27 protein-coding genes are annotated in these 25,769 nt (G+C 49.3%); 9 read left to right on the plus strand and 18 right to left on the minus strand.

The features are described 5' to 3' along the window. Nucleotides 1-134: 134 nt before the first annotated feature. Nucleotides 135-1,499: a sensor histidine kinase gene (locus IE094_RS00005; protein WP_189638534.1), complete on the minus strand. Its 1,365-nt coding sequence runs from the start codon at nucleotides 1,497-1,499 to the stop codon at nucleotides 135-137. Beyond that, nucleotides 1,496-2,170: a response regulator transcription factor gene (locus IE094_RS00010; RefSeq protein ID WP_189638535.1), complete on the minus strand. Its 675-nt coding sequence runs from the start codon at nucleotides 2,168-2,170 to the stop codon at nucleotides 1,496-1,498. The genes IE094_RS00005 and IE094_RS00010 overlap by 4 nt, the downstream gene beginning before the upstream one ends. Before the next feature lie 134 nt (nucleotides 2,171-2,304). Here IE094_RS00010 and IE094_RS00015 point away from each other — a divergent pair, with 134 nt between their 5' ends. The 5 genes from IE094_RS00015 (at nucleotide 2,305) to tcuA (ending at nucleotide 9,123) form a co-directional block, all read left to right on the plus strand. Then, entirely contained in the window at nucleotides 2,305-3,411 is a 1,107-nt protein-coding gene (locus tag IE094_RS00015; protein ID WP_189638536.1) for a tricarboxylate transporter, read from the plus strand. Between the two features lie 75 nt (nucleotides 3,412-3,486). Next, nucleotides 3,487-5,514: a tripartite tricarboxylate transporter permease gene (locus IE094_RS00020; protein WP_189638537.1), complete on the plus strand. Its 2,028-nt coding sequence runs from the start codon at nucleotides 3,487-3,489 to the stop codon at nucleotides 5,512-5,514. Next, on the plus strand, nucleotides 5,511-6,602 hold the full coding sequence (locus tag IE094_RS00025) for a 4-oxalomesaconate tautomerase (protein ID WP_189638538.1): 1,092 nt from the start codon (nucleotides 5,511-5,513) through the stop codon (nucleotides 6,600-6,602). Before IE094_RS00020 ends, IE094_RS00025 begins: the two co-directional genes overlap by 4 nt. Before the next feature lie 80 nt (nucleotides 6,603-6,682). After that, entirely contained in the window at nucleotides 6,683-7,657 is a 975-nt protein-coding gene (locus IE094_RS00030; RefSeq protein ID WP_189638539.1) for a D-2-hydroxyacid dehydrogenase family protein, read from the plus strand. After that, a complete protein-coding gene (tcuA, locus tag IE094_RS00035) occupies nucleotides 7,654-9,123 on the plus strand; it encodes an FAD-dependent tricarballylate dehydrogenase TcuA (RefSeq protein WP_189638540.1) in 1,470 nt (489 codons plus the stop codon). Before IE094_RS00030 ends, tcuA begins: the two co-directional genes overlap by 4 nt. Before the next feature lie 39 nt (nucleotides 9,124-9,162). Here tcuA and IE094_RS00040 read toward each other — a convergent pair whose 3' ends face one another. From IE094_RS00040 to IE094_RS00055, 4 genes are read right to left on the minus strand one after another with little or no spacing between them, the layout of a single operon-like run. Further along, nucleotides 9,163-10,002: an SDR family oxidoreductase gene (locus IE094_RS00040; RefSeq protein WP_189638541.1), complete on the minus strand. Its 840-nt coding sequence runs from the start codon at nucleotides 10,000-10,002 to the stop codon at nucleotides 9,163-9,165. 57 nt (nucleotides 10,003-10,059) lie between these two features. Further along, nucleotides 10,060-10,551: a nuclear transport factor 2 family protein gene (locus tag IE094_RS00045; RefSeq protein ID WP_189638542.1), complete on the minus strand. Its 492-nt coding sequence runs from the start codon at nucleotides 10,549-10,551 to the stop codon at nucleotides 10,060-10,062. A 52-nt stretch (nucleotides 10,552-10,603) separates the two neighbouring features. Next, complete coding sequence (locus tag IE094_RS00050) at nucleotides 10,604-11,074, minus strand: ester cyclase (RefSeq protein WP_189638543.1); 471 nt, start codon at nucleotides 11,072-11,074, stop codon at nucleotides 10,604-10,606. 23 nt (nucleotides 11,075-11,097) lie between these two features. Beyond that, nucleotides 11,098-11,391, minus strand: a complete 294-nt coding sequence (locus tag IE094_RS00055; protein WP_189638544.1) for a DUF2218 domain-containing protein — start codon at nucleotides 11,389-11,391, stop codon at nucleotides 11,098-11,100. A 94-nt stretch (nucleotides 11,392-11,485) separates the two neighbouring features. Here IE094_RS00055 and IE094_RS00060 point away from each other — a divergent pair, with 94 nt between their 5' ends. Further along, nucleotides 11,486-12,379 carry a LysR family transcriptional regulator gene (locus IE094_RS00060; protein ID WP_189638545.1) on the plus strand — a complete coding sequence of 298 codons (894 nt, stop codon included), beginning with the start codon at nucleotides 11,486-11,488 and terminating at the stop codon, nucleotides 12,377-12,379. 533 nt (nucleotides 12,380-12,912) lie between these two features. Here IE094_RS00060 and IE094_RS00065 read toward each other — a convergent pair. Beyond that, on the minus strand, nucleotides 12,913-13,806 hold the full coding sequence (locus IE094_RS00065) for an AraC family transcriptional regulator (protein ID WP_189638546.1): 894 nt from the start codon (nucleotides 13,804-13,806) through the stop codon (nucleotides 12,913-12,915). A 162-nt stretch (nucleotides 13,807-13,968) separates the two neighbouring features. On the opposite strand from IE094_RS00065, the gene IE094_RS00070 reads away from it, so the two are divergent. Next, nucleotides 13,969-14,916: an SDR family oxidoreductase gene (locus IE094_RS00070; RefSeq protein ID WP_189638547.1), complete on the plus strand. Its 948-nt coding sequence runs from the start codon at nucleotides 13,969-13,971 to the stop codon at nucleotides 14,914-14,916. A 308-nt stretch (nucleotides 14,917-15,224) separates the two neighbouring features. Here the strand turns inward: IE094_RS00070 and grxD are convergent, their stop codons facing one another. The 8 genes from grxD to IE094_RS00110 all read right to left on the minus strand — a co-directional run bounded on the left by grxD (nucleotide 15,225) and on the right by IE094_RS00110 (nucleotide 22,254). Then, nucleotides 15,225-15,587, minus strand: coding sequence for a Grx4 family monothiol glutaredoxin (gene grxD, locus IE094_RS00075; protein WP_189638548.1), 363 nt, complete (start codon nucleotides 15,585-15,587; stop codon nucleotides 15,225-15,227). Nucleotides 15,588-15,695: 108 nt separating this feature from the next. After that, on the minus strand, nucleotides 15,696-15,971 hold the full coding sequence (locus IE094_RS00080) for a hypothetical protein (RefSeq protein WP_189638549.1): 276 nt from the start codon (nucleotides 15,969-15,971) through the stop codon (nucleotides 15,696-15,698). Next, on the minus strand, nucleotides 15,968-16,204 hold the full coding sequence (locus IE094_RS00085) for a BolA/IbaG family iron-sulfur metabolism protein (protein WP_189638550.1): 237 nt from the start codon (nucleotides 16,202-16,204) through the stop codon (nucleotides 15,968-15,970). The genes IE094_RS00080 and IE094_RS00085 overlap by 4 nt, the downstream gene beginning before the upstream one ends. Before the next feature lie 34 nt (nucleotides 16,205-16,238). Continuing rightward, nucleotides 16,239-17,303: an FAD-dependent oxidoreductase gene (locus IE094_RS00090; protein WP_189638551.1), complete on the minus strand. Its 1,065-nt coding sequence runs from the start codon at nucleotides 17,301-17,303 to the stop codon at nucleotides 16,239-16,241. 54 nt (nucleotides 17,304-17,357) lie between these two features. Then, complete coding sequence (gene purL, locus IE094_RS00095; protein ID WP_189638552.1) at nucleotides 17,358-19,520, minus strand: phosphoribosylformylglycinamidine synthase subunit PurL; 2,163 nt, start codon at nucleotides 19,518-19,520, stop codon at nucleotides 17,358-17,360. Between the two features lie 128 nt (nucleotides 19,521-19,648). After that, nucleotides 19,649-20,686, minus strand: coding sequence for an NADPH-dependent curcumin/dihydrocurcumin reductase (gene curA, locus IE094_RS00100; protein WP_189638553.1), 1,038 nt, complete (start codon nucleotides 20,684-20,686; stop codon nucleotides 19,649-19,651). A gap of 322 nt (nucleotides 20,687-21,008) precedes the next feature. Next, complete coding sequence (locus IE094_RS00105) at nucleotides 21,009-21,920, minus strand: LysR family transcriptional regulator (protein ID WP_189638554.1); 912 nt, start codon at nucleotides 21,918-21,920, stop codon at nucleotides 21,009-21,011. Nucleotides 21,921-22,026: 106 nt separating this feature from the next. Then, nucleotides 22,027-22,254 (minus strand): sulfurtransferase TusA family protein, encoded by a 228-nt coding sequence (locus IE094_RS00110; RefSeq protein WP_189638555.1) that lies wholly within the window; start codon nucleotides 22,252-22,254, stop codon nucleotides 22,027-22,029. Nucleotides 22,255-22,357: 103 nt separating this feature from the next. On the opposite strand from IE094_RS00110, the gene IE094_RS00115 reads away from it, so the two are divergent. Both IE094_RS00115 and IE094_RS00120 read left to right on the plus strand, forming a co-directional pair. Next, nucleotides 22,358-23,560 (plus strand): hypothetical protein, encoded by a 1,203-nt coding sequence (locus IE094_RS00115; RefSeq protein ID WP_189638556.1) that lies wholly within the window; start codon nucleotides 22,358-22,360, stop codon nucleotides 23,558-23,560. After that, nucleotides 23,557-24,921: a cytochrome P450 gene (locus IE094_RS00120; protein ID WP_189638557.1), complete on the plus strand. Its 1,365-nt coding sequence runs from the start codon at nucleotides 23,557-23,559 to the stop codon at nucleotides 24,919-24,921. Before IE094_RS00115 ends, IE094_RS00120 begins: the two co-directional genes overlap by 4 nt. Here the strand turns inward: IE094_RS00120 and IE094_RS00125 are convergent. The 3 genes from IE094_RS00125 to IE094_RS15570 form a co-directional block, all read right to left on the minus strand. Continuing rightward, the gene (locus IE094_RS00125; RefSeq protein WP_189638558.1) at nucleotides 24,897-25,079 is read right to left on the minus strand and encodes a hypothetical protein; all 183 of its coding nucleotides are present in this window, start codon (nucleotides 25,077-25,079) and stop codon (nucleotides 24,897-24,899) included. The two genes, IE094_RS00120 and IE094_RS00125, sit on opposite strands and share 25 nt — an antisense overlap. Before the next feature lie 90 nt (nucleotides 25,080-25,169). Beyond that, nucleotides 25,170-25,448, minus strand: coding sequence for a ribbon-helix-helix domain-containing protein (locus IE094_RS00130; protein WP_229801937.1), 279 nt, complete (start codon nucleotides 25,446-25,448; stop codon nucleotides 25,170-25,172). A gap of 46 nt (nucleotides 25,449-25,494) precedes the next feature. After that, nucleotides 25,495-25,626 (minus strand): hypothetical protein, encoded by a 132-nt coding sequence (locus IE094_RS15570; RefSeq protein ID WP_268247192.1) that lies wholly within the window; start codon nucleotides 25,624-25,626, stop codon nucleotides 25,495-25,497. Nucleotides 25,627-25,769: the final 143 nt, after the last annotated feature.

Raw genomic sequence — 25,769 nt, forward strand, 5'->3', positions numbered from 1 at the left:
AAACGCAACACCATCAATCAGCGCCGCTTGCAACACTTCAGAAAAGCGGCATAATCAAATCAACGACGAACCAGAGCCTCCATTAATTTATAAGCTCACGTGTTCCAATTTATCTGACGACGGACACCATGGTTTCACGTGGCTGTGGGGATTTTTATGTTGATTGTCAAACCAACAACGGTATTTGTGAATGAAAATTCACCGCCAAGATTTTCAATAACTTTTATAGCAATCGGCAAGCCCAAACCGCTGCCCTGACTTCCGCTTGTTTGACCAAAACGGTTTCTTACAAGCGAAATATCCTCCGGTTTTATGCCGACACCGTTGTCAGCTATCGTGAGTTCCACATGCGATGCTTTCTTTTGCAAAACAATTTCGATTTCTGATAAATTTTCGCCGCCATGAATGACGGCGTTGTTTAATAGATTGATCAACGCCTCTTGCATCATAAGCGGATCACATAACACTGTTGCTGGTTCGGATGGAACATTCGAACGTATGGCGATGGTTTGGGGTGCCATTTTGGATTTAAATTTGGCTACGGTTTCGCTTATCAAAGTTGTTAAATCGATCTCTTGCATCGTTTCTGTGCGCTCTGTTCCTTTCGCGCGCTCAAAGGAAAGCAATTGATTGGTCAGGTGGCTTGCCTCACGCGCGGCCAGCACCAATTCTGAACTGCGCTCGCTCATCGCTTTGGCGTTTGGGGCGGTTTGTACGGATTCTGCGAGCGCTAATACGCCTGCGATTGGATTGCGCATTTGATGGGCTGCATTAGATATGAATTCATCTTTAGAGCTAATACGCCTTGATACACGATCAAGTAATGTGTTGAGCGTTGAAACTAACCCACGTATTTCAATGGGAACACTTCGTTGGATAGGTTCCAGCTCGCTTGGTGAGCGTTTCGCTATGGCTTCTTGCAGATCTAGTAGAGGGCGCAAACCGAGGTTGACACCGAACCAGACAATCAGAGCAACGGATGCAATAAGAAATGCTATCACTGAAAATGACCGTGTGACCACGTCTTGTACAAAATCTTGGCGTACATTCGAATTTTGCCAAACCGTAATTGTGAACAGGCCAGATATTTCCCCAATTTTTGCGGTGTCCTGCACGCGCAATACGCGTACGCTTCGGCGTTGGTACAGTCCATCGCTGTATTTTGGTTCTTGAAAACTTGAAAGTGCACTGCTGGATAATACGGGTGGGGTTGCATAACCTGTGACAAACACGCCATCAGGCGCAAAAACGTGATAAAATACTTCGCCACCTGACGTGTTACTGATCAACAGGCGTGAAGAAGGTGTGAGCGCATCGCCACCCGTCACAGACATATCGCGCGTAATGGCCAATGCAGCAGACAGCAGACCGCGATCAAAAATATCTTCGGCGCGTTCGGTTGCATTTTTGAACTGCCATGCGCCGGCGGCGATCGACACCACCAATAGGGGACCTAGAATAATGATAATAAGGCGTGCGCGTAGCGAGTTGAGTTTCATTCCGCTTCACTTGTCATGATTTGATAGCCCAAGCCACGCTGGGCGCGAATGGAAACACCATATGGTTTTAGCCGCCGCCGAAGGCGAGAAACATACACCTCAACTACGGTTTCCTCGACATCCGCACCAACGCCATAACAAAAATCCAACAAACTATTTTTTGACACTAATCGACCCTCTGCGTTGAGTAAGCATTCAAATAACGATAATTCTCGGCGTGGAATTTCAAGCGGGTTGCCATCTGCAAATAATTGTCGTGCAGGTGCATCAAATCGAAGCCGGCCAAAGTTTTGGAATTGTCGTTGTGGTGTTGTGCGGCGTCTTGATAGTGCGCGAACTCTGGCCTCTAACTCTGCGATTTCAAAAGGTTTTATCAGATAATCATCGGCCCCTGCGTCTAGCCCTATGATACGATCTTCGGTTTGTGCGCGTGCGGTTAATAGGATGATCGGGCGCATGTCTTCACGGCTACGCAATTCTTTGAGTAGTGTTAGCCCGTCTTTGCCAGGTAGGTTAATATCAAGAATAATTAGATCAGATTGATCATCCAGCAAAAACGCAGATGCTTCGGTTCCATCGTGCAGTATATCAACGGCATGGCCAGTATCCTCAAGCCGATAGGCAATCCCTTTAGCTAGGCTGATGTTATCTTCAACGAGGGTGATGCGCATTTATGTTTTCTTTGTCATGCAAGTTTTACGCAAGGTTCGCAGATCATAAAGGCAAAATCAACAAGGGCGGACACCCTTACGATTCTATGACGAGGTGCAGTTTTGAATTGTGCCGATTTTAAAGGGAGGAACATATGTCCAAATTTAAAGCCACGCAACGCGTGACCGCAAGCTTTGCTGCGACTGCAGCGGCGCTTATCGGTTTTCAAGCTCAAGCGGACGACCATGCCATCGATCTTACGGGTAAAACTGTTGAATGGGTGATTCCGTTTTCTGAAACAGGTGGTTCAGCGAAATGGGCAAATTTTTATGCGCCATTATTGTCAGAAGCATTGCCAGGCCAACCAACGGTTGTTGTCAAATTCATGCCGGGTGCGGGTTCAACCAAAGGTGCCAACTATTTCCAAGGTCAAGAATACAAAGATGGCACATTGATTTTTGGATCATCTGGTTCGACACAATTCCCATATTTGTTGGGCGATCCACGTGTGAAATATGAATATTCTGATTGGAATGTTGTATTGGCATCAGGGACAGGGGGCGTTGCCTATCTGACACCTGAATTGGCTGCATCAATGGACGGCATGGATGCCACGCCATTGCAAGGCACCGATTTTATTTACGGTAGCCAAGGTGCAACACGTCTTGATCTGGTGCCATTGCTGGCTTGGGAAATGTTGGGTCTGAATGTTGAGCCTGTGTTTGGCATCAAAGGTCGCGGTGATGGCCGATTGATGTTCGAACGTGGCGAAGCCAATATCGATTATCAAACATCATCTTCATACCTGAAAGGTGTAACACCATTGGTCGAGGCTGGTACTGCCGTTCCAATGATGAGCTGGGGCGCGTTGGACGACGATGGCAACATCGTGCGTGACCCAACATTCCCAGATATGCCAACATTCAAAGAGATCTGCGAAGCGACACCATCTTGTGAAACATCAGGCGATCAATGGGAAGCATGGAAGTCATTCTTTATCGCGGGTTTCCCAGCGCAAAAGATGGTATTTTTGCCAGCAGGCGCGCCAGAAGCGGCAATCGCTACCTATTCAGAAGCATTTGAAAAGGTCAAAGCACGCGCTGATTTCGCAGAAATTTCTGCAAACAATCTGGGTAAATACCCACAGATGACTGGAGCAAAAGCAAAAGGTGCACTGAAAAGTGGGACTGATGTTCCACAATCAGCTAAAGACTTTGTCGTGAATTGGCTCCAAGAACGATACGGCGTTTCAATTAAGTAACCCCGTTTTGTTACCGCTCCGTCGCGCTCAGCGGCGGAGCATTTTTTTTTCTTTAAAATCGTAGGAGGTAGGGACATGGACGTGTTTCTTTCGGCATTGCCTGCCTTGGGTGACGCTTGGGGGCTTATTCTTCAACCCGTTGTTCTTGGCTATCTTGTACTTGGCGTAATTATGGGGCTGTGTATCGGCGTTTTCCCAGGACTTGGCGGTATCGCTGGGCTGTCTTTGCTGTTGCCATTCATGTTCGGAATGGATCCGATTTTGGGGCTGGCATTGATGGTGGGGATGGTGGCAGTTGTGCCAACGTCCGATACATTTGCCAGTGTGTTGATGGGCATACCTGGATCATCAGCGTCACAGGCAACCGTGTTGGATGGTTTCCCAATGGCCAAACGTGGACAGGCGGCTCGCGCATTATCCGCAGCTTTCGCCTCATCATTATTTGGTGGGCTGGTTGGCGCAACTTTTCTTACGGTTTTTATCCTGATCGCACGTCCAATCGTGTTGGAATTTCGCACCCCTGAATTGTTGATGATCACTATCTTTGGCCTGTCGATGGTGGGTATCTTGGCAGGGCGCGTTGCAATCAAAGGTTTGGTTGCGGCGGGGCTCGGCATGTTGATCGGTACAATCGGTGAGGGCGCGTCATCGGGCGATTTGCGCATGTCGACATATGATCTGCCTTATCTTGCCGATGGGTTGAAATTGGTGATCGTTGGTTTGGGCATTTTTGCGATCCCTGAAATTATTTCGCTGTTGCGCCAAGATCGCGCCATTTCCGCAGAACCACAAATCGGTGGTGGCTGGATCGAGGGCATCAAAGATTGGTACGCCAATATCTGGCTGTCGGTACGATGTTCGATCATTGGTGTGATTGTTGGTGTTATACCTGGCCTTGGTGGATCGGTTGTGGATTGGATTGCCTATGGGCATGCCGTGCAAACAACCAAGGATAAGTCCAATTTTGGCAAGGGTGAAGTGCGCGGCATTATCGGGCCAGAAAGTTCAAACAACGCCAAAGAGGGCGGCGGTTTGGTCCCAACATTATTGTTTGGTATCCCGGGTTCCGGTTCCATGGCGATTTTCATTGGTGCGATTGCACTGCTTGGCTCTGGTCAGATCGAGGTCGGGCCCGCGATGTTGAAAAACAACCTTGATATCACATATTCCATCGTTTGGTTGCTGGCACTTGCCAATGTGGTGGGTACGATTATCTGTATATTTATCTCGGGTGGTATTGCAAAGCTCACAACAATTCGTTTCGCACTGCTCGCGCCGTTTTTGTTCATGATCATTAGCTTTGCCGCATTCCAGTCTGGGCAAAACCTGATGGATTTGGTGGCCTTGCTTGCAATTGGTTTGTTGGGCATTTTGATGCGCCGCTTTGATTGGTCGCGCCCTGCGTTTTTAATCGGGTTTGTTTTATCCAACCCCGCAGAAACATATGCAAACCAAGCATTGCAAATCGCTTCATCGCGTTTTCGCAAAAGCTTTGGCGAAGGTATTGATTATCTGTTTTCACCCATCGTGATTGTGCTGATCATCATTACCGTTGTTTCGGTTGTTTTGGGATTGCGTCAGGCAAAGAACATCATGGCAGAGGGTGATGTGAAATCAGGCAGCAAACGCGCGCCGTTCATATTCTTGATCGCCATCACCGGCTATATCGCATTTGCGTATTTCAACGCATGGATGATCCCAGAATACAGCCGTGATCGCGTGTTCCCGATGTTCGTTGGAGGCGTCTGTTTGATTGGCTGTATTGCATTGATCATACGCATGATGATGAAACCTGAAACCGATACGATTTTTGCAGATCGTGAAATGGATGGTGATGATGCGACCGCGACGCATGGTCTTTGGCCGACATTGGCTTGGTTTGCGGGTCTGTTGATCCTGACGTCATTGTTTGGGTTTATCATCGCGCTGGCTGTATTTTTGTTCAGCTTCCTTAAAATCCGCGCGGGAATGAGCACGCTTTATTGTGCCGCATATACCGCATGTGGATTGGCGTTCATGTGTGCGATGGCGTGGTTGTTGAACCGCGACTTCCCACCGGGATTGTTGCAAGGGTATTTTGATCTGCCATGGCCGTTCACATGACCCAGACAGCAATTCCATACCTGCTCATGCGTGGTGGTACATCACGTGGGCCGTATATGAACCGCGCGGATCTGCCAGATGATCTGGATCAACTGGCAGAGGTGTTAATCGCCATCGTTGGATCAGGACATACATTGAACATTGATGGGCTTGGTGGTGGCGCAGCCGTCACCACCAAGGTTGCGATGTTATCAAAATCAAATGACGACTGGGCGGATGTTGATTACTTTTTCGCCCAAGTCAGCGTCACGGACAAACTGGTCGATTTCAAACCGACCTGTGGCAACATCCTGTCGGGTGTTGGCCCCGCCGCGATTGAAATGGGGTTGGTATCGCCGCAGGATGGTGAAACCAACGTCAATATTTTGGCTGTGAACACAGGTGCGCGTGTTGCGGCCAGTGTTCAAACTCCAAATGGCGACGTGAGCTATGTAGGGGATGCACAGATTGATGGCGTCCCTGGCACATCTGCACCCGTGGCATTGCGTTTCATGGACACTGTTGGTGGTATTACGGGTGCGTTTACACCCACGGGGAACCTTACCGATACGATCAATGGGATTACGGTAACCTGTATGGATGTGGCGATGCCGATGGTCATTGCACGCGCATCGGAATTTGGTCTTACGGGGTATGAAACCGCGACAGAGCTGGATGAAAACAAAGCGTTTTTTGAACGGATGGAAGCGGTGCGCATCGCAGCGGGTGAAAAAATGGGCATGGGTGATGTATCAAAATCCGTGGCCCCCAAATTTGGTCTGCTTGCCCCTGCCAACCAAGGCGGGAGCGTTGCTGCGCGGTATTTCATGCCATGGAATTGTCATCCAACGATGGCCGTGACTGGCGCGCAGTGTTTGGCATCTTGTTTGCTGACCCCAAACACCATCGCCGATGGGCTGGCGGATCGTTCCAATGAAACCCCTGCAAAGGTCACGTTGGAACATCCATCGGGTTTGATTGATGTTCTGGTCGATTATGAAATCGGTGCGGATGGCTTTGCGCTAAATTCCGCAGGATTGGTGCGCACAGCACGCAAAATCGCATCTGGCGAGGTATATATCCCCAAATCTGTTTGGAGTGGAAATTAGGGGCTTGTACATATTGTATCCAAGTGTATACAATATGTACAAATCGCGCATAACGCGCCAGAGGCAGGGGCTGTTCCTAAATGAAAGTTCATATTTTAGATGATTGGTTTAACACGTTGCGCAATTTGCAGTGTTTCAAGAAACTGAATGGGCATGACGTGACGGTTTGGACGGATCATGAACCCGATCCATCCGCGCTGGCCACACGTATTCAAGATGCAGAAGCTCTCGTTTTGTTTCGTGAGCGGACCAAAATTTCTGCTGAATTACTGGATCAATTGCCCAATCTAAATTTGATTTCACAGCGTAGCGTTTATCCCCATATCGATGTGGAAGCCTGTACTAAAAATAACATTTTGCTTTGTTCCAATATGCATTCGGACACGCCATCTTATGCGGCGGCAGAACATACATTGGCGTTAATCCTTGCCAGTTATCGACAAATTCCACAGCAAATAGAGTCGCTGAAATCTGGAAAATGGCAATCTGGGGTGGGGCGCACGTTACGCGGGCGTACACTTGGGCTTTATGGGTATGGGCGTATAGCGCGCTCTGTCGCGGGTTATGCCCGCGCGATTGGCATGAATGTGCAATGGTGGTCGTCTGATGAGGGGCGAATGCGAGCAATTGAGAATGGCGAAGTCGTTGCATCGTCACGCGCTGAATTTTTTGCAAGCTCTGACATTGTATCGCTGCATGTGCGTTTGAAACCCGGCACGCGTGGGATCATCACGGCAGATGATTTGGAGGCGATGTCACCGCGAAGCCTTTTTGTAAACACATCGCGTTCGGGTTTGGTCGCCACAGGAGCATTAGAGGCAGAAATCGCCAAAGGGCGCATTCACGCTGCCATCGATGTGTTTGAAACAGAGCCAATGCTGGACACAAAAAACATTTTGTTAACGCACCCAAATGTCATCGCGACGCCACATCTTGGTTATGTAACCGAGGACGAATTTGATCTGCAATTTTCAGACATTTTCGATCAAATCAACGCGTTTGATAACAACAATCCCATTCACATGATTAATCCGCAGGTTTGGAACACAAAATGAAAAATGTCATCATCGCTGGATCAGGTAACGCGGCCCTTTGCGCAGGAATCGCAGCCCTTGAAAATGGCGCCAAGGTTTTAATGCTGGAAAAGGCTGATCAGGACATGTCAGGCGGTAACACAAAATACACCGCTGGTGCGATGCGTTTTGCCTATGAAAACGGGAGTTCATTGTTGCCACTGCTGCAAAACCCAGATGATCCACGCATTGCAACCACCGATTTCGGTAGCTATCCACGTGAAAAATTTGCTAGCGATTTGTTGGGCTTCAACGGTGGGCGTCCATTGAGCGTTGAACAAGAAACACTCGTGAGCGAAAGCTATGACGCCATGGCGTGGTTGTCATCCCACGATGTGAAGTTCGATCCGATTTACGCGCGTCAAAGTTTCAAAAAAGACGGGCGCGATGTGTTTTGGGGTGGCCTGACCCTTGCTAGTGCAAACGAAGGTGTTGGTCTGTTTGACCAAGAATTGGACGCGTTCACCCGCATGGGCGGTGAAATCCGTTACAACTGTGCGGTAACGGAATTGGTTACCGATGGCGATGCTGTGACAGGTGTGAAAACCAGCACCCGTGAAACGTTGATGGCGGATTCTGTGATCCTTGCTTGTGGCGGTTTTGAGGCTAACGCCGATTTACGCAAAACTCATATCGGCGATGATTGGGACAAAGCAAAAGTTCGCGGAACCCCTCATAATACGGGCGATGGTTTGGTTATGGCACAAAAATTGGGTGCCCAAACATATGGATTTTTTGGTGGGTGCCATGCAACGCCAATGGATTTGCATATGGTTGACTACGGCAATCTGGATATCCCCGCTGGCGAGCGTAAAAATTATCGCAAAATTTGTTATTTTCTGGGTGTAATGTTGAACGCAAAAGGCGATCGGTTTGTGGATGAGGGCATTAATTTTCGCAACTATACCTATGCTCAATTCGGCGCGGCAATAATGGAGCAGCCCGAGCATTTCGCATGGCAAATTTTTGATGCCAAGGTGGCCGATTTGCTCTACGCCGAATATAATTTCCACGACGCTCATTATGTCGAGGCCGAGAGTTTAGATGAATTGATCACCAAATTGGACGGTGTCGATCAGGCGGGCGCAACGGCTACCTTGTCTGCGTATAATGATGCAGTGAATGACGATGTTGCATTTGATCCTACGGTTTTAGATGGCAAATCGACAACTGGATTGGCGTTGGCCAAATCGAACTGGGCACAAAAAATAGATCAGGGACCATTTCGCGCCTATCCTGTAACAGGGGGCATTACATTTACCTATGGTGGATTAAAGGTGAACGGACAGGGGTGTATACTCCATGAAAACGGTGCGCCGATTTCAGGTCTGTATGCCTGTGGTGAAATGGTTGGGGGTGTGTTTTTTGAAGGATACCCTGGGGGCTCTGGTTTAACTTCCGGTGTGGTGTTTGGGCGGCGCGCAGGCAAGGGCGCGGCTGGTTCCTAAGGATTTTGCCATCCGTCAGTTAACGCGATTGCAAGCAAATCATAATGCACTAAAATATTCTTCCCAGCTTTGATGGGGGCGACCCGTTACGGCTTGAAAATCGCTTGGTGTATCGTAAATACCTTGACGGATACCTTCATAAATACCCCCGATAATTGGCCCGATAAAGTCACCTAGCTCAACTGTGCGGTCTGCAATAAATTCGTCGGGTGTCATTTCACGGTAAACGAGAGACGTGCCAAATGCGTTGTTTAGATAATCGGCCAGTTGTGATTGGGTAATTGGTGTTCCATAGAGGTTAACTGTTTGTCCGTTAAAGATATCGTTGGTGAGCAGACTGGTATACGCAAAAGCGAGTTCCGATCGGGTGGTATAGCCACATTTACCCGCACCCGCACTATTGGCGATTTCTCCGCGTGTTTTGTAGCTTTCAATATATTCGACATCTGGTTCAATATAGATGCCGTTGCGCCCGATGGCATAGTCAAGCCCTGATGCGCGTACGTCTGACTCTGTCTGGCGATTGCTTTGCACCACGGGTGAAAAGGCAGTACCTTGTTCGACGCCTTGGATGCTGGTGTAAACGATTTTTTTCACACCTGCCGATTTGGCGGCATCGATAACGTTGCGGTGCTGTTGAATGCGCGCATCGGGTGCATCCATCCCAGAGACAAGCAGCAAGGTGTCAACACCAGCAAGAGAGGCACACAGTTGATCTGGTCGGCCATAGTCACCCGCGCGGATTTCGACACCAAGATCACCAACATTGGCAGGGGTGCGCGCAAGGCCGATGATGGTTTGATCTGGCTGCGTTTCGATCAGAGCACGGGCGATTGCGCCGCCCAATTGGCCGGAAACTGCTGTTACTGCGATGGTCATATGGTCTCACCTTGAATGGAATGATGCGGGCGCGATATTCGCCCGCATGTTTTGGTTTTATCCATGATACGCTTTGCTAACTGCAAAACTATCTTCGAACCAGTTCCACAATACAACCTGACCATCGCGGACTTTCGCGCGCAGTGCAAAGGTGAATTCACCGATTTCCTTGCCGCTATGGGTGGTGATGCCGTTCATGCGACCAAATACAGCAACGGTGTCAGCCGATGCAAAGGCATCTGTGTTTTCCCACTTCGTGGTTTGAAAATTGGACGAGAACACACCCAGAAATTCAAAGATCGCGTCTTTGCCAACGGTTTCACCAACCCACGGCAGGGTCGTGTCGCCTTCGTTGTGCCAGATCATGTCGTCTGCCATCAATTTGCCCATTGCATCCATGTCGCCAGTGCCCATGGCACCCATGAACCCCATGACCGTGTCAAAACTTGCTTGTGTTGTTTCGTCCATGTCTTGTGCTCCTGCTTGTGTTCCAAGGATCAACGCTAGCGTTGCGCCAAGGGACGTTGTGAGTAATGTTCTGCGTTGCATATTGCGCTCCTTTGGTTTGGCCCAGAATGATCTGGGCCATCGGTGTTGTTGATTATTTGCCCGCAAGCTGTTGTAAAGCGCCTGCCCAGTCTTCGATGTGGTAAGTGCGTGTAATAACACCGGCTTCCAACTCGTGAATATCGATGGTCATGATGTCAAAGCTGCGGCCCTCACCATCAACACCAAAGAATGGTGCGACCGGTGTACCTGTTGCACGGCTGCGCACGATGACTGTGTCGCCGTCTTGGTGTATGTCCTGAATGGCCCAGTTTAAATCAGGGATAAGTTGGGCAAAGCCACCCATTTGACCCAAAAAGGCCTCGCGGGATTTATTGTTGCCGGAATAGTCACCTTGGCTAAACCAGTCTTCAGACGTTGCAGCCTGAAATTCGGCAACGAGTTCTTGAGACCCTGGATTGCTCAGTAGGTCATAAAATGTGGTCACGGTTGCGGTGTCATCTGCGAATGCGCCTGTTGCAGATGTCGCAATGATTGCAGATGTAATAAGCGATTTAAGTGTCATGTGTTTTTCCAGTTTTTGGTTGATTAAGCGGCGGTCTTATGGTGCCACGTGATGTTGGGGTTTTCGCGAAAGGCAAACCGTTCAAGGTGGCTGGCAATAACGCGGCTGGTCTTCATTTGGCCGGCTTGTGTTTCGGCACTAACGGTCAGGAACAGATTGTCTGGCGTTGCGCTCAGTGCACAGTGTCCAAACGTCAAGGCAATATCACCAGACACTGGGTCAAAGCGCACTTCGACCTTATGTCCAAAATGTTTGCACAATTGTTGCAAATAAATGCTCGCGCGTTTTGTCGTTATTGTGGCGGTGCTTACAAACATTGTTCTGTCCTTTCTGCTGAAACAATAAATAGACAGAAGTTATCTTTTTGATTATCCCAATAAATGAGAAATCATTTTTACAGGAATTAGAAAGATGATTGATGATTATCGCAGCCTCGCAGTGTTTGTAGCGATTGCCGACACTGGGAGCTTAAGCGCGGCGGGGCGCCGTCTTAAACTTTCCACTTCCGTGATCAGCCATCATTTGTCGCGGCTAGAGGATCGCCAAGGTGTCACGCTGTTTTTTCGCTCGACGCGTTCGATGTCATTAACGCCAGAGGGTCATATCGCACTTGAACCCGCGCGCCGCATGGTGGCGGCAGGCGAAGAGGCGTTGGATGCAATTAATGCTGAAAATGACGAACCTGTTGGTGCGTTGCACATTGCAATGCCAGCATTTGGGGAACAGAGCCGATTGCACGCGGCTCTTTGGGATTTTGCAAATCAACACCCGATGGTTGCGATTTCTCTGCATTGCAGCGATACGCCGACCGATCTGATCAAAGATGGATTTGATCTGGCGATCAGGCTTGGCACGTTGCGCAGCAGTAGTCTCAAAAGCCGTCGCATTGGCAGTTTCAAACGGCGGCTTGTTGCTTCGCCCGAGTATTTAGCAAAACGAGAGACGATAAAGTCACCAGATGATCTCATAGAGCAAGATTTCATTGCCGTTACACAAATTCCGTCGCAAGTGACTGTGGAGAACAAAGGGCGGTCGATACAAATCGATCCGGCGAGTATACGCGTGGAGGTTAACACCGTGTCGGCCGCAAAGGCCGCTGTGTTAGCTGGGCTTGGTATTTGGCATCTACCATTGGGTGAAATAGAACAGGAGCTTGCGCAGGGTCGCTTGATCCCTGTTCTGTCAGATTGGAATCTGCCCGAACTGGGAATCTACGCGGTCTGGCCAGACATAGGTCCGCAGAAAGCACTCACCCGCCGACTAATCGACCACTTCCTAGAAGATAGGACGGAATTGATGCTTTGAGATAGTAGAGCGGGGGGCATTTGCCACTCAAGTTCAGTTTCGTATGACAGCTTAGATTTTTCATAGTTATCTATTGGCACGTATATTTCCCGCAAATACCAACATTCATATCGTTTTAGTTTACTGACCAAGAGTTTAGCTCGACCAAGGTTGAAACATAAAACCAAACCATTCTGAATTGGTCTGTTTTTTTGAAACTCAATCTCGGAACGTTGATCGAAATCTATGGACGGTTGCATATCTATCTGAGCTATCACTTGGGGTTTTTCCGACTTAAATACTTTCCCAAGCGTTACATCGCTGAGTTGCTTTGCGCCTGTCGAAGAAAAGACCCAAGTGCCTGCATGAGCAAAGACCAGATTATGCCGAACTATTGAATTTACGGCGCTTAAAACTGTAATGCGAAGTTGTTTTCCTGTCTTTGTGTGCAGCCGCTTTCGAGTGCATCGATTTCTGTGTCGTGCTCAACTCCTCATTATTAACATGAACCAGGAACCATCCACAATTGGAGCACAGATTACCAAACCACGTTTTTAGGTCACGGCCCCAGTGCCACTTTGGGTGTCGCTCCATTGTCTCGGGGACTGTCCGTACATCCGTTTGAACTCTCGGCTGAACTGTGACGGGCTTACGTATCCCACATCCATGGCCGCTTCGTTCACGGTCAAGCCTCCATTAATCTTCATTGCGGCGGTGTTGAGACGCATGGATTTTACAAACTGGATTGGCGACATCGTTGTTGCCTGTTTAAACTTGCGGTGAAACACTGCGCGGCTCATATGCGCACGGGCGGCCATTTCGTCTATCGATACTGGATCTTTCAGATTGGAAGACACATGCGCGATCGACCGTGCAATGGCATTTCCTGCACCAAAAGCTCGTCGTGAAAAATAGCCTGCTTCGCCTTTCAGGATCGCGTAATAAAGTTCTCGCAGACGCGTGGCACCAAGGACGGCTGTATCCGTGTCATCATCGCCCAATTGCAACAAACGCAACAACGCATCTGTAAACGCTGCATCCCAACGTGCGAGCCTGATCCCGCGTGGGTTTGTGCTCACTCCGTCCGACGGTGGTGCGTCACCTGCGTTGTCTATCTCTGTAACCAGTTCATTCATTACGCGCTGCTCAAGCGATATAATCACCCCGTACAACGGATTGTCTGGTGACGCTGTTGGTGTCCCTGCCTTTACTGGCATCGAGGTTGGGCAACACATGTACTGGCTGCTGTCATAGACATGATGTTCGCCATCCAGCACGGCCTCTTTTGTTCCGCTCACGATGGCAATCACACAGGGATCATATACGGCTGGTGCACAGGGAATGGTAGCGGTCGCCCTAAATAACCTGACCCCCGTGACCCCAGTTTCGACAAGGCCATCCGTTGTTATTCTGCTTTGGATTATTTGCATGATGTGTTGTTTGCTCATGCGGTAAATCTATGCTCATCACAACGGTGTTGGCAACCACTGTGATACAATCAGGCAAGTATTTGCGACGATATCGTCTATTTTTTGATGATTATGAGAGCTATTTGATAATCAAGTTAACCACAATATTTCGCGCGGCTTAGCGCCATAAGGATCAAAACGATGACAGACACAACATTTGGACCAAAGGGCTGGACGCCCGAACGCCTCGGCTCACTTGGTGGCAAAACTTACGTCATAACTGGGGGCAACGCCGGTGCGGGGTTTCAGGCATCTCGTATCCTATTGTCGAAAGGTGCACGTGTCGTCATGCTAAACCGTAGTAGCGAAAAATCGACCGCTGCCCTGAACACGCTAAAAGACGAGTTTGGCGCGGGCGCAGAAGTGAGCTTCATCCGTATGGATTTGGCCGAACTCGCCAGTGTGCGGAATGCAGCGGAAATATTGCGCAAAACCGTTCCCCAGATTAACGCGCTGATTTGCAACGCGGCAATCGCGCAGGTGCCAACACAAAAGCTCACTGTTGACGGTTTCGAAAGCCAACTTGGAACCAACCATTACGGCCATTTTCTGCTTTGTGGGATGCTGTTTGATCGTATCGAGGAATCGAAAGGTCGGATCGTGGTCGTCGCTAGCCTTGGTTATAAGTTGGGGAGTAGAACAATCCAGTTCGACGACATGAATTGGGATAAAAACTACAGTGCAAACTCCGTTTACAGTCAAAGCAAGCTCGCGCAGATGATGTTTGCCTATGAATTGCAGGATCGCATCAAGGCGGCAAAAAAGAATGTGGAGGTCTATGTCTGTCATCCAGGCGCGTCGGCGACATCGTTGATCAGCACAAGCGGTGGCTTATTGACCAGGTTTGCATGGTGGCTTATGACCAAATCCCCCATGGTTCAAACCGCGCAACAGGGTGCATATCCCGAAGTCATGTGTGCCACCCAAGATGGATTGCAACAGCGTGCGCTTCACGGCCCCACTGGACGCATGGAAGTTGTCGGCGCAGTCGGTCAAGGCACGTTAGAACCCCACGCATATGATAAGGATGTTATGACCAAGTTGTGGGACGTGTCGGAAAAGGCAACCGCATTTAGCTGGAATTTCTGATTAACCAAAGGCGCATTATATACCACGGATACGCGCCCACAAAGAGTGGTGAGAGCAGGGTTTCGAAGCAGTCACGTTGGGCGAATTCTTTATCTTATGACATTTTGGATTCACCTCACACGTGAGGATCAAATATGGCGCAGATAATAAATGGCATGTCCGAAATACTTGTCATGAAAGTGGCAATTGGGGCGTCGCGCTGTACCCACGAGGTTGTCACAAGTTGCGTAAGTATATTGGCATTATTCAAGACACAAAAAAACGCGCCAAACAATCGGGCGCGTTTTTTCGTTTATTTGATGAAAAGCTTAGGCGTTTGATTCACGGATTTTATCGGCCGCATCTTTGTTGAATGTCACACCATTTGTTTCCAACAATGTGTCCAATTCACCAGACAGGGTCATTTCGGTGATGATGTCACAGCCACCCAAAAATTCACCTTTTACATAAAGCTGGGGAATTGTTGGCCAATCGGAAAAGTCTTTGATGCCTTGGCGGATATTTTCATCAGCCAACACATTCACATCTTGGTATTTCACTTCCATATAATTTAGCACGCCAGCGACGCGGGATGAAAACCCACATTGCGGCATTTCTGATGTGCCTTTCATAAACAAAACAACATCGTTGCCGTCTACGGTTTCTTTGATTTGCGCTTGTGCGTCGCTCATGGCGTTCATCCTTGGATAGTGATCTGATTTACCTGCCACATTTAGCGCAGTTTCGCGCCAACGCAAGCCCTGTCACCCAGAATTGATAGGGCGGGGTGTTTTGTGGCGCTATTTCGATTGGGGTTTGATCTTTGCCGCACCTTTTTGGGCGTATCTGTTGCGATCCTCAATTGTGCGGTTCATCTGCATATCTGCTCTGAACTGATCCATATCAATCTCTTCGGTGCCCAATTCTGGTTTGGTTTCGGTCGCTTCGTTTTCGGTCGCACCAAAATATTCGGACAGATTCCGTTTTGGGCGGTTGCGGCGCAGGTAAGCCTCGATCCCGACAGCGAAGATCAGGATGATCGCACCAATACCAACCCAAAACAGAAGGCTGTTCATTCTTTGACCCGAGTGGTTAAGGCAAGCGCGTGTAATTCACCCGCTGGTCCGTCCATTTTGCCCTTAAGTGCTGCGTAAACCATGCGTTGTTGTTGCACGCGATTTTTGCCCGCAAATTCGGTTGCAGCCACTTCGGCGGTCATGTGAACGCCGTCATCGCCCGATACGATAATATCGGCGGTGGGAAACGTTTCGCGCAACAAGGCTTCTATTTGTGATGCATGCATTGCCATTGGAATGTCCTTTGTGTTTGTCTTTGCATCAACTTTACAAGCTGGTGAACAGCGCTTCAACCCGTCGTCGCAGCGGTGGGATGCAAAATATCCCACGCATGATGATATTGCGCATCCACACTGCGATGGGGTTTTTCAGAGTCAGAACGTAACGCATGCGTTCGGTGATTGTCGCGTAAAACTGTGCTTGGGCCACGCGATCTGTGCTAAACTGTGTGAAATCATTGTTGATAAAACACTGTGCCAACGCCGCCGCGTCCTGCATTGCCAAATTCATACCCCGCGCCCCAAGGGGGGTGTGAATATGCGCTGCATCCCCGATTAAAAACACCCGCCCGATTTGAAATTTGTCAACTGCGCGCACCCCTGCGTGAAAGGTCGCGACGCGGTTGGTTTTGCGCAATCCAACATCACTTGGGATCGCTGCCAGCGCATCCGTATGGCTTGAAAATGCGCGATAGCGTTTGTTGCCAATGGGCACAGCACCGGCGAAATGCCCGCCGCGCAATAGCCAGACCGACAAATCGTCGGGCAAATTGTCGGCATAAAAATCCGCAATCGACCACGGGTCGGGCAGGGTGAAACCATGGTGTTCTTGCCCAACCTGTTCGCGTACCACCGAATTGACCCCATCTGCGCCGATCACGTGGTGATAGATTTCCAACCGATCATTGATGGTTGCATGAACCGCGCCCGAAGTTTGGGATAATTCGGACAGATGGTGCGAAAACCGAACCGTGCCACCATGCGTTTCGAAATCCTGGCGGAGCAATGTTTCGGTTTCATCTTGGGGTAGGCCATAAACCTTGTGCATGTCACCTTCGGGAAAATTTATTCTGATCAAAGGTTTGCGGTTCATATGTAATGTCGCACCGTTCATTTGATGCGACGCGGTACAGATCGTTTTTCGCAAATCATTGGGCAATAATTTTAGTGTTTTGGGAAACACACCCACCGCACGGCTCAGGTTATTTGGCGCATGGCGTTGTTCGATCACATCCGCAATGATGCCCGCACGTGCCAATAATAATGCGAGCGTTAATCCCGCAGGGCCAGCGCCGACAATAAGGATGCGATTTGTTTGCTTGGTTTGGGTCATTTGGGTTTCCCAATCTTTGGAAAACCCTAGTGGGGGATAACCCCGATTGTCAAATTACATCACGCGTGATGGCAGACCATTTTCAAATGCGGCCTTTGCATCGGACAGAGATAGTTTCGCATCACCCAATGCGATGTCTTTGCCGCCAAATGTGCCAATAACGGCCGCGGGAACGCCCGCTGATTTTGCCGCTGCGATCAAACCATCTGCATTTTTTGTACCCAACAAATACCGCGCCTGATCTTCGCCAAAGAACCAGCCAGTGTCACCTGCGTTAAGTTTCACGCCAACGCCCGCCGCCATCGCCATTTCTGCCGCGGCCAGCGCCAAACCACCATCAGACAAATCATGTGCCGATGTGATTAGGTTTTGGCCATGAGCAGCGCGCACAAATTCACCCGCATTGCGTTCCGCCGCCAGATCAACATGAGGGGCATCGCCATCTTCGCGGTCAAAAAGCTCTTTCAGAAGGGCAGATTGCCCAAGATGACCATCTGTTTTGCCGATTAATACCAGCGTATCGCCATCATTTGGTACATTGCTGATCATTTCATCGATATGGTTTAACAACCCAACCGCACCGATTGTGGGGGTTGGCAAGATACCCGCACCATCGGTTTCGTTATACAATGATACGTTGCCAGAAACGATGGGCATATCAAGTGCAGAAACAGCCTCGGCGATACCTTTGATACAGCCCACGAATTGCCCCATGATTTCGGGCTTTTCTGGATTACCAAAGTTCATGTTGTCGGTGGTGGCCAGCCCACGCGCACCTGTGGCGCACAGGTTGCGATATGCTTCTGCCACGGCTTGCTTGCCACCCTCGAACGGGTTGGCCTTGCAATATCGTGGGGTCACATCAGATGTGAATGCAACCGCCTTGTCCGTGCCATGCACGCGTACAACGCCCGCGTCGGAACCGGGGCGCGCGATTGTATCCGCACCTACCATTGAATCGTATTGCTCATAGACCCAGCGACGGGACGAATAATTGGCACTGCCCAGCAATTGGTGCAACGCATCGGCGGCATCAACGCTTGGTACATCTGTTAATGGTGCCGCTGCGGGTGTTTCCACCCATGGGCGGTCATATTCAGGGGCGGTGCCTGACAATGCCTTGAGCGGTAAATCGGCCTTCACTTCGCCATTATGAACAATTAAGAAACGATCCTCTGGGATGGTTTCACCAACGATGGCAAAATCCAGATCCCATTTTTCAAACACGGCGCGTGCCTCTGCTTCTAATTCGGGTTTCAGAACCATCAACATGCGTTCTTGGGATTCTGACAGCATCATTTCATAGGCTGTCATATTCTCTTCGCGTTGCGGCACATCTTCGAGGTTTAGCTTGACGCCAAGGTTCCCCTTGTCACCCATTTCAACGGCGGAACAAGTTAGACCAGCCGCACCCATGTCCTGAATTGAAATCACCGCACCCGTTGCCATTAATTCAAGGGTTGCCTCCATTAGGCGTTTTTCTGTGAATGGGTCACCCACCTGAACAGTGGGGCGTTTTTCTTCGATCGTGTCGTCAAATTCTGCGGATGCCATGGTTGCGCCGCCAACGCCATCACGACCCGTTTTTGCACCCAGATAAACAACGGGCATACCAACGCCAGAGGCCGCAGAATAAAAAATCTTGTCCGTATCGGCCAGACCTGCGGCAAACGCGTTAACCAAACAGTTGTTGTTATAAGCGGAATGAAAACGCACCTCGCCACCCACGGTGGGGACACCGAAACAATTGCCGTAACCGCCAACGCCTTCGACCACGCCATTGATCAATGATTTTGTTTTACGGTGTGAAAATTCACCAAATGACAGGCTATTCATCGCTGCAATCGGGCGCGCACCCATGGTGAAAACATCGCGCAGAATGCCGCCAACACCCGTGGCCGCACCTTGGTAGGGCTCGATATATGATGGGTGGTTATGGCTTTCCATTTTGAAAACGATGCACTGACCATCGCCTATATCCACGATGCCTGCGTTTTCACCAGGGCCACAGATAACCTGTGGGCCTTCTGTGGGCAGGGTGCGTAGCCATTTTTTTGATGATTTATATGAACAATGTTCGTTCCACATCGCAGAAAAAATACCAAGCTCGGTATATGTTGGCACGCGGCCAATGATTTCCAGCAAACGTTCGTATTCGTCGGGCGAAATCCCGTGTGATGCGATCAGTTCTTGGTTGATTTCTGGTTCGTTCGACATGGGGCGCCCTCAGTATAGGATTCTCTGCCCGCCTTTTATGGGTTCCAAGCCTTGGGGAAAAGCCAGAAAAGACGGGCAAATTGGCGCGTATGTCAAAAAACGCGAATTTTTATCGCATTTGGGTGGGTTTAGGCGACGTTACCAACGCGAATAACGCGTTTGCCGAAGGCTTCACCGTTGAGCAATCCGATAAATGCCTCTGGGGCGTTTTCCAACCCGTCGATGATTTCTTCTCGGTATTTGATTTTTCCTTCTTTGATCCAACCAATCATTTGTGCGGCAAATTCTGGGTACAGATGACCAAAATCGTCAAAGATAATAAAACCGCGCATTGTAATGCGACGCGTCAACAATTGCCCCATCAACATTCCCATCCGATCAGGGCCATCGGGTAGGGATGTGGCGTTATATTGCGAAATCAAACCACACAACGGAATACGCGCACCCGTGTTTAACAACGGCATCACCGCATCAAACACTTTGCCACCGACGTTTTCGAAATAAATGTCGATCCCATCGGGGGTGGCCGCGGCTAGATCACCGTTCAACGTATCGGTTTTGTAATCTACACAGGCATCAAAACCCAGTTCATCAACGGCATAAGCACATTTTTCTGCGCCCCCCGCAATGCCAACCACACGACAGCCAAGGATTTTGGCAATCTGCCCAACGGTTGCACCAACAGGGCCCGTTGCGCCGCCGACCACCACGGTTTCACCCGCCTTTGGCATCCCAATTTGGGTCAAACCCGCCCAGGCGGTGAATCCCGGCATGCCCAACACACCCAGCGCCCATGACGGGTTTTGGGGTGTTGTGCCCAATGAATTGACCATCGTACCATCCGATATCGCATAATCCTGCCAGCCGCTGAACGATACGACATATTCGCCTTTGCTGAATTTTGGATTGTTGGACGCGATCACCTCTGCCACCGTACCACCAACCATCACATCGCCAATTTCTACCGGATCAGCATAAGATTTCGCCGCGCTCATGCGCCCACGCATGTAAGGGTCGAGCGACAAGAATTGCGTGCGCAGCAACATTTCACCATTCTGTGGTGTTGGAATATCGGCAGTTTCCATGCGCAATGTGTTTTCGTTTGGCTCACCGTTGGGCCGTTCGGCCAAGACAAGACGGCGGTTGGTTTTTGATGTTTGTGGCATGTATTTCCCTCTGGGGTTCGAGTTTGTTAGCATTGCTTACTTTGAAGGTATGCAAGTCACAACACCAAGGTGAATGTATCACAGAGTGTTGAAGTTAATTTTCGATTGGACAAAAAAAGAGGCCGAGCAAAAGCTCGGCCTAAGTCCAACAGGGAGGTGAAGATAACAGGAGCACGAAGCTCTACTGTCGTCTTCATGAATGAAACTATAAGTTAGAAGGGTTAATAACAACTTCCGAAACTGCATAACCGTTATGCAGTTCATTCATAACTTGGTCATTATTTGTGCAACGCATTGATAATGCGGGTTAATTGTTACGCAATTACATCACATTTTCGCGTTGATCAACGGCGCGGCGGTACGCTTTTATCTCTTCTACGACGAAATCACGGAATGCATTGACGCGTTTTGAATGGCGAAGTTCCTCTGGATAGGCCAAAAATACGGGGATTTCTTTGCTCTCGTCATTGGGCAAAACGCGCACCAATTCGGGCACCAAGGATGAGACATAATCGGGCATGACTCCGATTCCAACATCATGCATTGTGGCCTGCATCACGCCGAAATAATTATTCACGGTCATATGTTTGATATGCTGTTCATCGGCCAAAACGGTTTTCAACCATGACACGCTTTCGTTCACTTGGCGTGCGGTCAAACTTTGGCTGATAATGCGGTGGCTTTGCAAATCCTCCACCGTTTCGGGGGTGCCGTGTTTATCCAAATAGGGTTGGCTGGCATAAAGCTGCATATTCACCGTCATGATGCGTCGGCGCACCAGATCGGCCTGTGATGGCTCTTTCATACGAATGGCAACATCGGCCTCGCGCATGGGTAAATCCAAAACGCGCTCTTCAAGGATCAGATCGATTTTCAGCTCTGGGTATAATTCGTATAATCGTCCCATACGCGGCGCGAGCCAAAGCGTGCCAAAACCCGTCGTCGTGGTCACGCGCAATTCACCAAACACCTCATCTTCGCTATCGCGAATGCGTGCCTCTGCTGTTTCCAGCTTTTTGGACATGTCTTGGGTTGCGGTAAATAACAATTCGCCTTGTTCCGTTAGGATAAGCCCACGCGCATGTCGGTGGAACAGGATCACGTTAAGGCTTTCTTCGAGCGATCGAATTTGGCGGCTGACAGCGGATTGCGACAGGTGCAATTTGTCACCCGCATGGGTCAAACTGCCAATATCGGCCACTGCATGAAAAATGCGTAACTTGTCCCAATCCATGTGGGAACCTCCCTGAGAAGCTATGTTGGCTGCACAGTTCTGCTATGCATTTTTTGCAAAGTTATGCGAATTTTCAAAGCGTGGAAAGTACGAAAGTGACGCAAAGTTAACTTTTGCGCAGAAAATAGACCTGCGGATCGCTATCGGTGTCGGATGCGACCAATTGATGGCCTTGTTCAGTGCAAAAATGGGGCACATCAATGATGGCAGCAGGGTCATCGGCCAACATGCGCAACACTTGTCCTGAATCCAATGCCATCAACCGTTTGCGCGCACGCAATACGGGCAGGGGGCACAACAGGCCCGTCGCATCAAGTTCAGCATCATAATCCATGGCTGTGATCTAGGGCGTTAATGTAAAATTGTCCAGTGATTGCACAGGGTTACTTTCTGGAAATTCTCTGCTTATATGATGGCGAAAGATATGTAAGGCGAGCATGGCAGATCAAAATTCATTCGTGAAAAAGCGCAAGGTGTTTTACGTGCCGGGCTATGATCCGATGTTGCCGCGTCGATACCGCGAACGCTATCGCAGTGAAGGCGCAGCACAGGCCGAAATCTCAGGCTATGAATTGGCAATTAAGGGGCGCACAGGTGGGCGTGACAATTACGGCTGGTCGGTGAATGCGCAAATTGATGGACATGAAACCGAAACCCAAATTGATTTCCTGCTTTGGTCGGATATCGTTGAAAACCAGATGAAAACCAGCGTGTTCGCTAGTTTCATTACCCTGTTAAAAACCCATTGGATTTACATTGGCTCAGGTGCTGTATGGCAATTGTTCCGCATGCCAAATATGCCAATGATTGCAGCACTTTATCCATCCATCGCATTGATATTACAGATAATCATTGCGGCCTTGATCGTGTGGGGTGGCGCGGCCATGTTGGGTTGGATTGGCGCGTTGGTTGGTATTGCATTGGCGTGGGGTTTTTTACATTGGATCAAGCGATATGACAATAAAACCTATGTCAATTATTTGCTGACCGATTATGCATTTGCATCCTACAAGGCGGGGGAATATTCGCCCGATATGTCCGCACGCATGGCGGAATTTTCAAATACGATCCACGCCGCGATGACCGAAGATGTGGACGAGGTTTTGATCGTTGGCCATTCTTGCGGTGCGCATTTGTCCGTTACGATCCTTGCGGATGTGTTGCGCAAAGGAATGCCCGATAATGCGCCCAAGCTGGCGTTTTTGTCATTGGGACAGGTCACGCCAATGGTTAGCTTTCTGCCCAATGCGTGGCGATTGCGCCGTGATTTGAACTTCCTTTCAAACCGGGATGACATCACATGGGTGGATGTGACCGCCCCTGGTGATGGCGCCTGTCATGCGCTGTGTGATCCTGTCAAAGTGTCGGGTGTTGCTCCCGCAGATGCACGTTGGCCCTTGGTGATTTCGGCATCATTTTCGCAATCTCTAAAACCCGAAACATTCAAAAAGCTGCGCTATCAATTTTTCCGAATGCATTTTCAATATCTTTGCGCATTTGATCAGCCAAAAGATTACGATTATTTCCAGATCACGGCGGGGCCATTAACCCTGCGGGATCGGTATCATGGGCGCAACCCAAGCCCGTCGCGGATTGAAAAACCATATGCGAAATATCGGTCCATGGAACCAAGCGTATGAGTGATGATATCACCCCACCAAAACCCAGCGCGCGCAAGGAACGCGTTTCAGTTTTTACCCATATCCGTTTGTTTCGACAGGATATTTTTGCATCACAACCTGCGAAATTATACCGTGCATGGATGGCAGAATTTCGCATGTTGTTATTCAAATCCTATTTCATCAACGATCCCAATTTGGTTGGAACCGTGTTAAAAAAACGCTCCGATGATTTTCCAAAATCGGAAATCGTCACGGCGGGTTTGTTTTCGTTATTGGGCAAAAGTGTCTTTGTCACCAATGGTGACTTATGGAAAAAACAACGCCGTATCATTGATCCCGCGTTCGAGGGCGGGCGTCTGCGCGATGTGTTCCCATCCATGTTGGCGGCGGCGAATGAAAGTGTGGGGCGTTTAGGCCCCTTGGCGGATGGAACGCCCGTTGAAATAGAAGAGCAAACATCGCAATTGGCCGCCGATGTGATTTTTCGTACCCTGTTTTCCATCCCGATCAGCGATGAAATCGCCAGTGAAACATTTGAAAAATTCCGTGCCTATCAACGCACACAGCCCTTGTTAAATATCGCGGCATTCTTGAAACGCCCAAGCTGGGTGCCAAAAATGCAGCGACGCGCCACCAAACGCGCCGCGCACGATGTACGCACGATGCTCACCCGTTTGACGATGGATCGCGCGGCGATGATTGCAAATGGCGCTGCACCCGATGATTTGGCGACAAAAATCATGACGACACGCGACCCTGAAACCGGTGATTTGTTTACATCCAATGAAATGGTGGATCAGGTGGCGATTTTTTTCCTTGCGGGGCATGAAACATCGGCCTCTGCGCTGGCTTGGGCATTATATCTGTTGGCGCTGGATCAAGATGCGCAGGCGCGGGTGTTTGATGAAATATCAACACTTGATGAATTCACTTTTGGCAACCTTTCGAAACTGCCATTCACCCGCGATGTGTTTCGTGAAACGCTGCGCTTGTATCCGCCCGTGCCGATGATGGTGCGCGAAACCACGCGCCCTGAAATTTTTCGCGAACGTAAGATAAAGGTGGGGTCACAAATCATCCTGTCGCCATGGCACATCCAACGCCACGAACGCCTGTGGGATCGCCCAGATGTTTTTGATCCTGATCGTTGGAAAACGGATGAAACCCGCAAATGCGCACGTGAAGCCTATATGCCGTTTTCGGCGGGTACACGCGTGTGCACGGGGGCAGGTTTCGCAATGGTCGAAGGTGTTGTTTTGCTCACCACCTTAATACGAGCATATAAATTTGAAGTGGTTGCTGGACAGATTCCTACACCCGTTGCGCATCTGACGGTGCGTGCCAAGGATGGAATTTATGTACGGCTGACCAAACGATAATTCATTTTGCCATAGATTTCCGCGAATAATGCGTCCTCTTCGGCAGGGGTCAGCCATTTGCGTTTCTTAACAGCATCAACGTTGTTTTTGGCGCTTGCCTGATTAGAACCGACTGGTGTTGCAGATTTAAAGTCAGCGAATTTCAAAAAACGTGTCATTGCTCGATACCCTTGTTTTTGTTTTGTTATACTTAGTTAGATAGGAACCAAATTTAAGATTTTTGCGTTCTTATTTAGGTAACAATATGTTCAACGGGGGGTGATTTGATCTTGGTAATGCGCCAGAACATATAACCGTATTGCAGAGGCTAATCCTGTTGAAACACCGCGATCTGCGTCGATTTCTGCGGCCAAAACATTGATTGGCAATCCGCGTTGCTGGGCGATGTGTTTGAACGCCCGCCAAAACGGTTCTTCCAGCGACACGCTTGTACGGTGCCCCTTGAGTGTCAAAGAATGTTTTTGTGGTCTTGCGTCATCGGCCATGATGTTTGATTGGCGGATTGAATATGGTTTGTCTAGTAACATTGCGTTGTGCGGTCCGATCCCCCCAGATCAGACCGCACAGCGGCAATTATTCGCCTGCAAAAACGTTATTTGTGTAATCCATTTCGCGCGGTGTGCCTTCGAAGGTTGAACCAATCATTTTCAACATTGATACATCCACACGTGGTGCATTTGCACCACCAAGTTTCAGCGGAAGCATGATAACGTTGCTGCGGTTTTCGTCGTTAGAATGTGAAATATAATCCAAAGGCATAATACTAAGTTCCCAATTAAGTTTTTCGCTCACCCCCTAAATGAACTGGGAAATGTGAATTTTCAGGGCTGAATTAGGGCGATATTGTG

This window comes from Paramylibacter ulvae (assembly GCF_014652655.1).
Classification (GTDB): Bacteria; Pseudomonadota; Alphaproteobacteria; order Rhodobacterales; family Rhodobacteraceae; genus Amylibacter; species Amylibacter ulvae.

Coding starts and splice junctions, on each gene's coding strand:
- IE094_RS00025 (WP_189638538.1), top strand. CDS start 5,511: ATGACCCAGACAGCAATTCCATACCTGCTCATGCGTGGTGGTACATCA.
- IE094_RS00090 (WP_189638551.1), bottom strand. CDS start 17,303: ATGACCCAAACCAAGCAAACAAATCGCATCCTTATTGTCGGCGCTGGC.
- IE094_RS00055 (WP_189638544.1), bottom strand. CDS start 11,391: ATGTTTGTAAGCACCGCCACAATAACGACAAAACGCGCGAGCATTTAT.
- IE094_RS00040 (WP_189638541.1), bottom strand. CDS start 10,002: ATGACCATCGCAGTAACAGCAGTTTCCGGCCAATTGGGCGGCGCAATC.
- IE094_RS00010 (WP_189638535.1), bottom strand. CDS start 2,170: ATGCGCATCACCCTCGTTGAAGATAACATCAGCCTAGCTAAAGGGATT.
- IE094_RS00020 (WP_189638537.1), top strand. CDS start 3,487: ATGGACGTGTTTCTTTCGGCATTGCCTGCCTTGGGTGACGCTTGGGGG.
- curA (WP_189638553.1), bottom strand. CDS start 20,686: ATGCCACAAACATCAAAAACCAACCGCCGTCTTGTCTTGGCCGAACGG.
- IE094_RS00130 (WP_229801937.1), bottom strand. CDS start 25,448: ATGTTACTAGACAAACCATATTCAATCCGCCAATCAAACATCATGGCC.
- IE094_RS00030 (WP_189638539.1), top strand. CDS start 6,683: ATGAAAGTTCATATTTTAGATGATTGGTTTAACACGTTGCGCAATTTG.
- tcuA (WP_189638540.1), top strand. CDS start 7,654: ATGAAAAATGTCATCATCGCTGGATCAGGTAACGCGGCCCTTTGCGCA.
- IE094_RS00115 (WP_189638556.1), top strand. CDS start 22,358: ATGGCAGATCAAAATTCATTCGTGAAAAAGCGCAAGGTGTTTTACGTG.
- IE094_RS00045 (WP_189638542.1), bottom strand. CDS start 10,551: ATGCAACGCAGAACATTACTCACAACGTCCCTTGGCGCAACGCTAGCG.
- IE094_RS00050 (WP_189638543.1), bottom strand. CDS start 11,074: ATGACACTTAAATCGCTTATTACATCTGCAATCATTGCGACATCTGCA.
- IE094_RS00080 (WP_189638549.1), bottom strand. CDS start 15,971: ATGAACAGCCTTCTGTTTTGGGTTGGTATTGGTGCGATCATCCTGATC.
- IE094_RS00105 (WP_189638554.1), bottom strand. CDS start 21,920: ATGGATTGGGACAAGTTACGCATTTTTCATGCAGTGGCCGATATTGGC.
- IE094_RS00015 (WP_189638536.1), top strand. CDS start 2,305: ATGTCCAAATTTAAAGCCACGCAACGCGTGACCGCAAGCTTTGCTGCG.
- IE094_RS00060 (WP_189638545.1), top strand. CDS start 11,486: ATGATTGATGATTATCGCAGCCTCGCAGTGTTTGTAGCGATTGCCGAC.
- IE094_RS00110 (WP_189638555.1), bottom strand. CDS start 22,254: ATGGATTATGATGCTGAACTTGATGCGACGGGCCTGTTGTGCCCCCTG.
- IE094_RS15570 (WP_268247192.1), bottom strand. CDS start 25,626: ATGCTTCCGCTGAAACTTGGTGGTGCAAATGCACCACGTGTGGATGTA.
- IE094_RS00085 (WP_189638550.1), bottom strand. CDS start 16,204: ATGGCAATGCATGCATCACAAATAGAAGCCTTGTTGCGCGAAACGTTT.
- purL (WP_189638552.1), bottom strand. CDS start 19,520: ATGTCGAACGAACCAGAAATCAACCAAGAACTGATCGCATCACACGGG.
- IE094_RS00125 (WP_189638558.1), bottom strand. CDS start 25,079: ATGACACGTTTTTTGAAATTCGCTGACTTTAAATCTGCAACACCAGTC.
- IE094_RS00070 (WP_189638547.1), top strand. CDS start 13,969: ATGACAGACACAACATTTGGACCAAAGGGCTGGACGCCCGAACGCCTC.
- IE094_RS00065 (WP_189638546.1), bottom strand. CDS start 13,806: ATGAGCAAACAACACATCATGCAAATAATCCAAAGCAGAATAACAACG.
- IE094_RS00005 (WP_189638534.1), bottom strand. CDS start 1,499: ATGAAACTCAACTCGCTACGCGCACGCCTTATTATCATTATTCTAGGT.
- grxD (WP_189638548.1), bottom strand. CDS start 15,587: ATGAGCGACGCACAAGCGCAAATCAAAGAAACCGTAGACGGCAACGAT.
- IE094_RS00120 (WP_189638557.1), top strand. CDS start 23,557: ATGAGTGATGATATCACCCCACCAAAACCCAGCGCGCGCAAGGAACGC.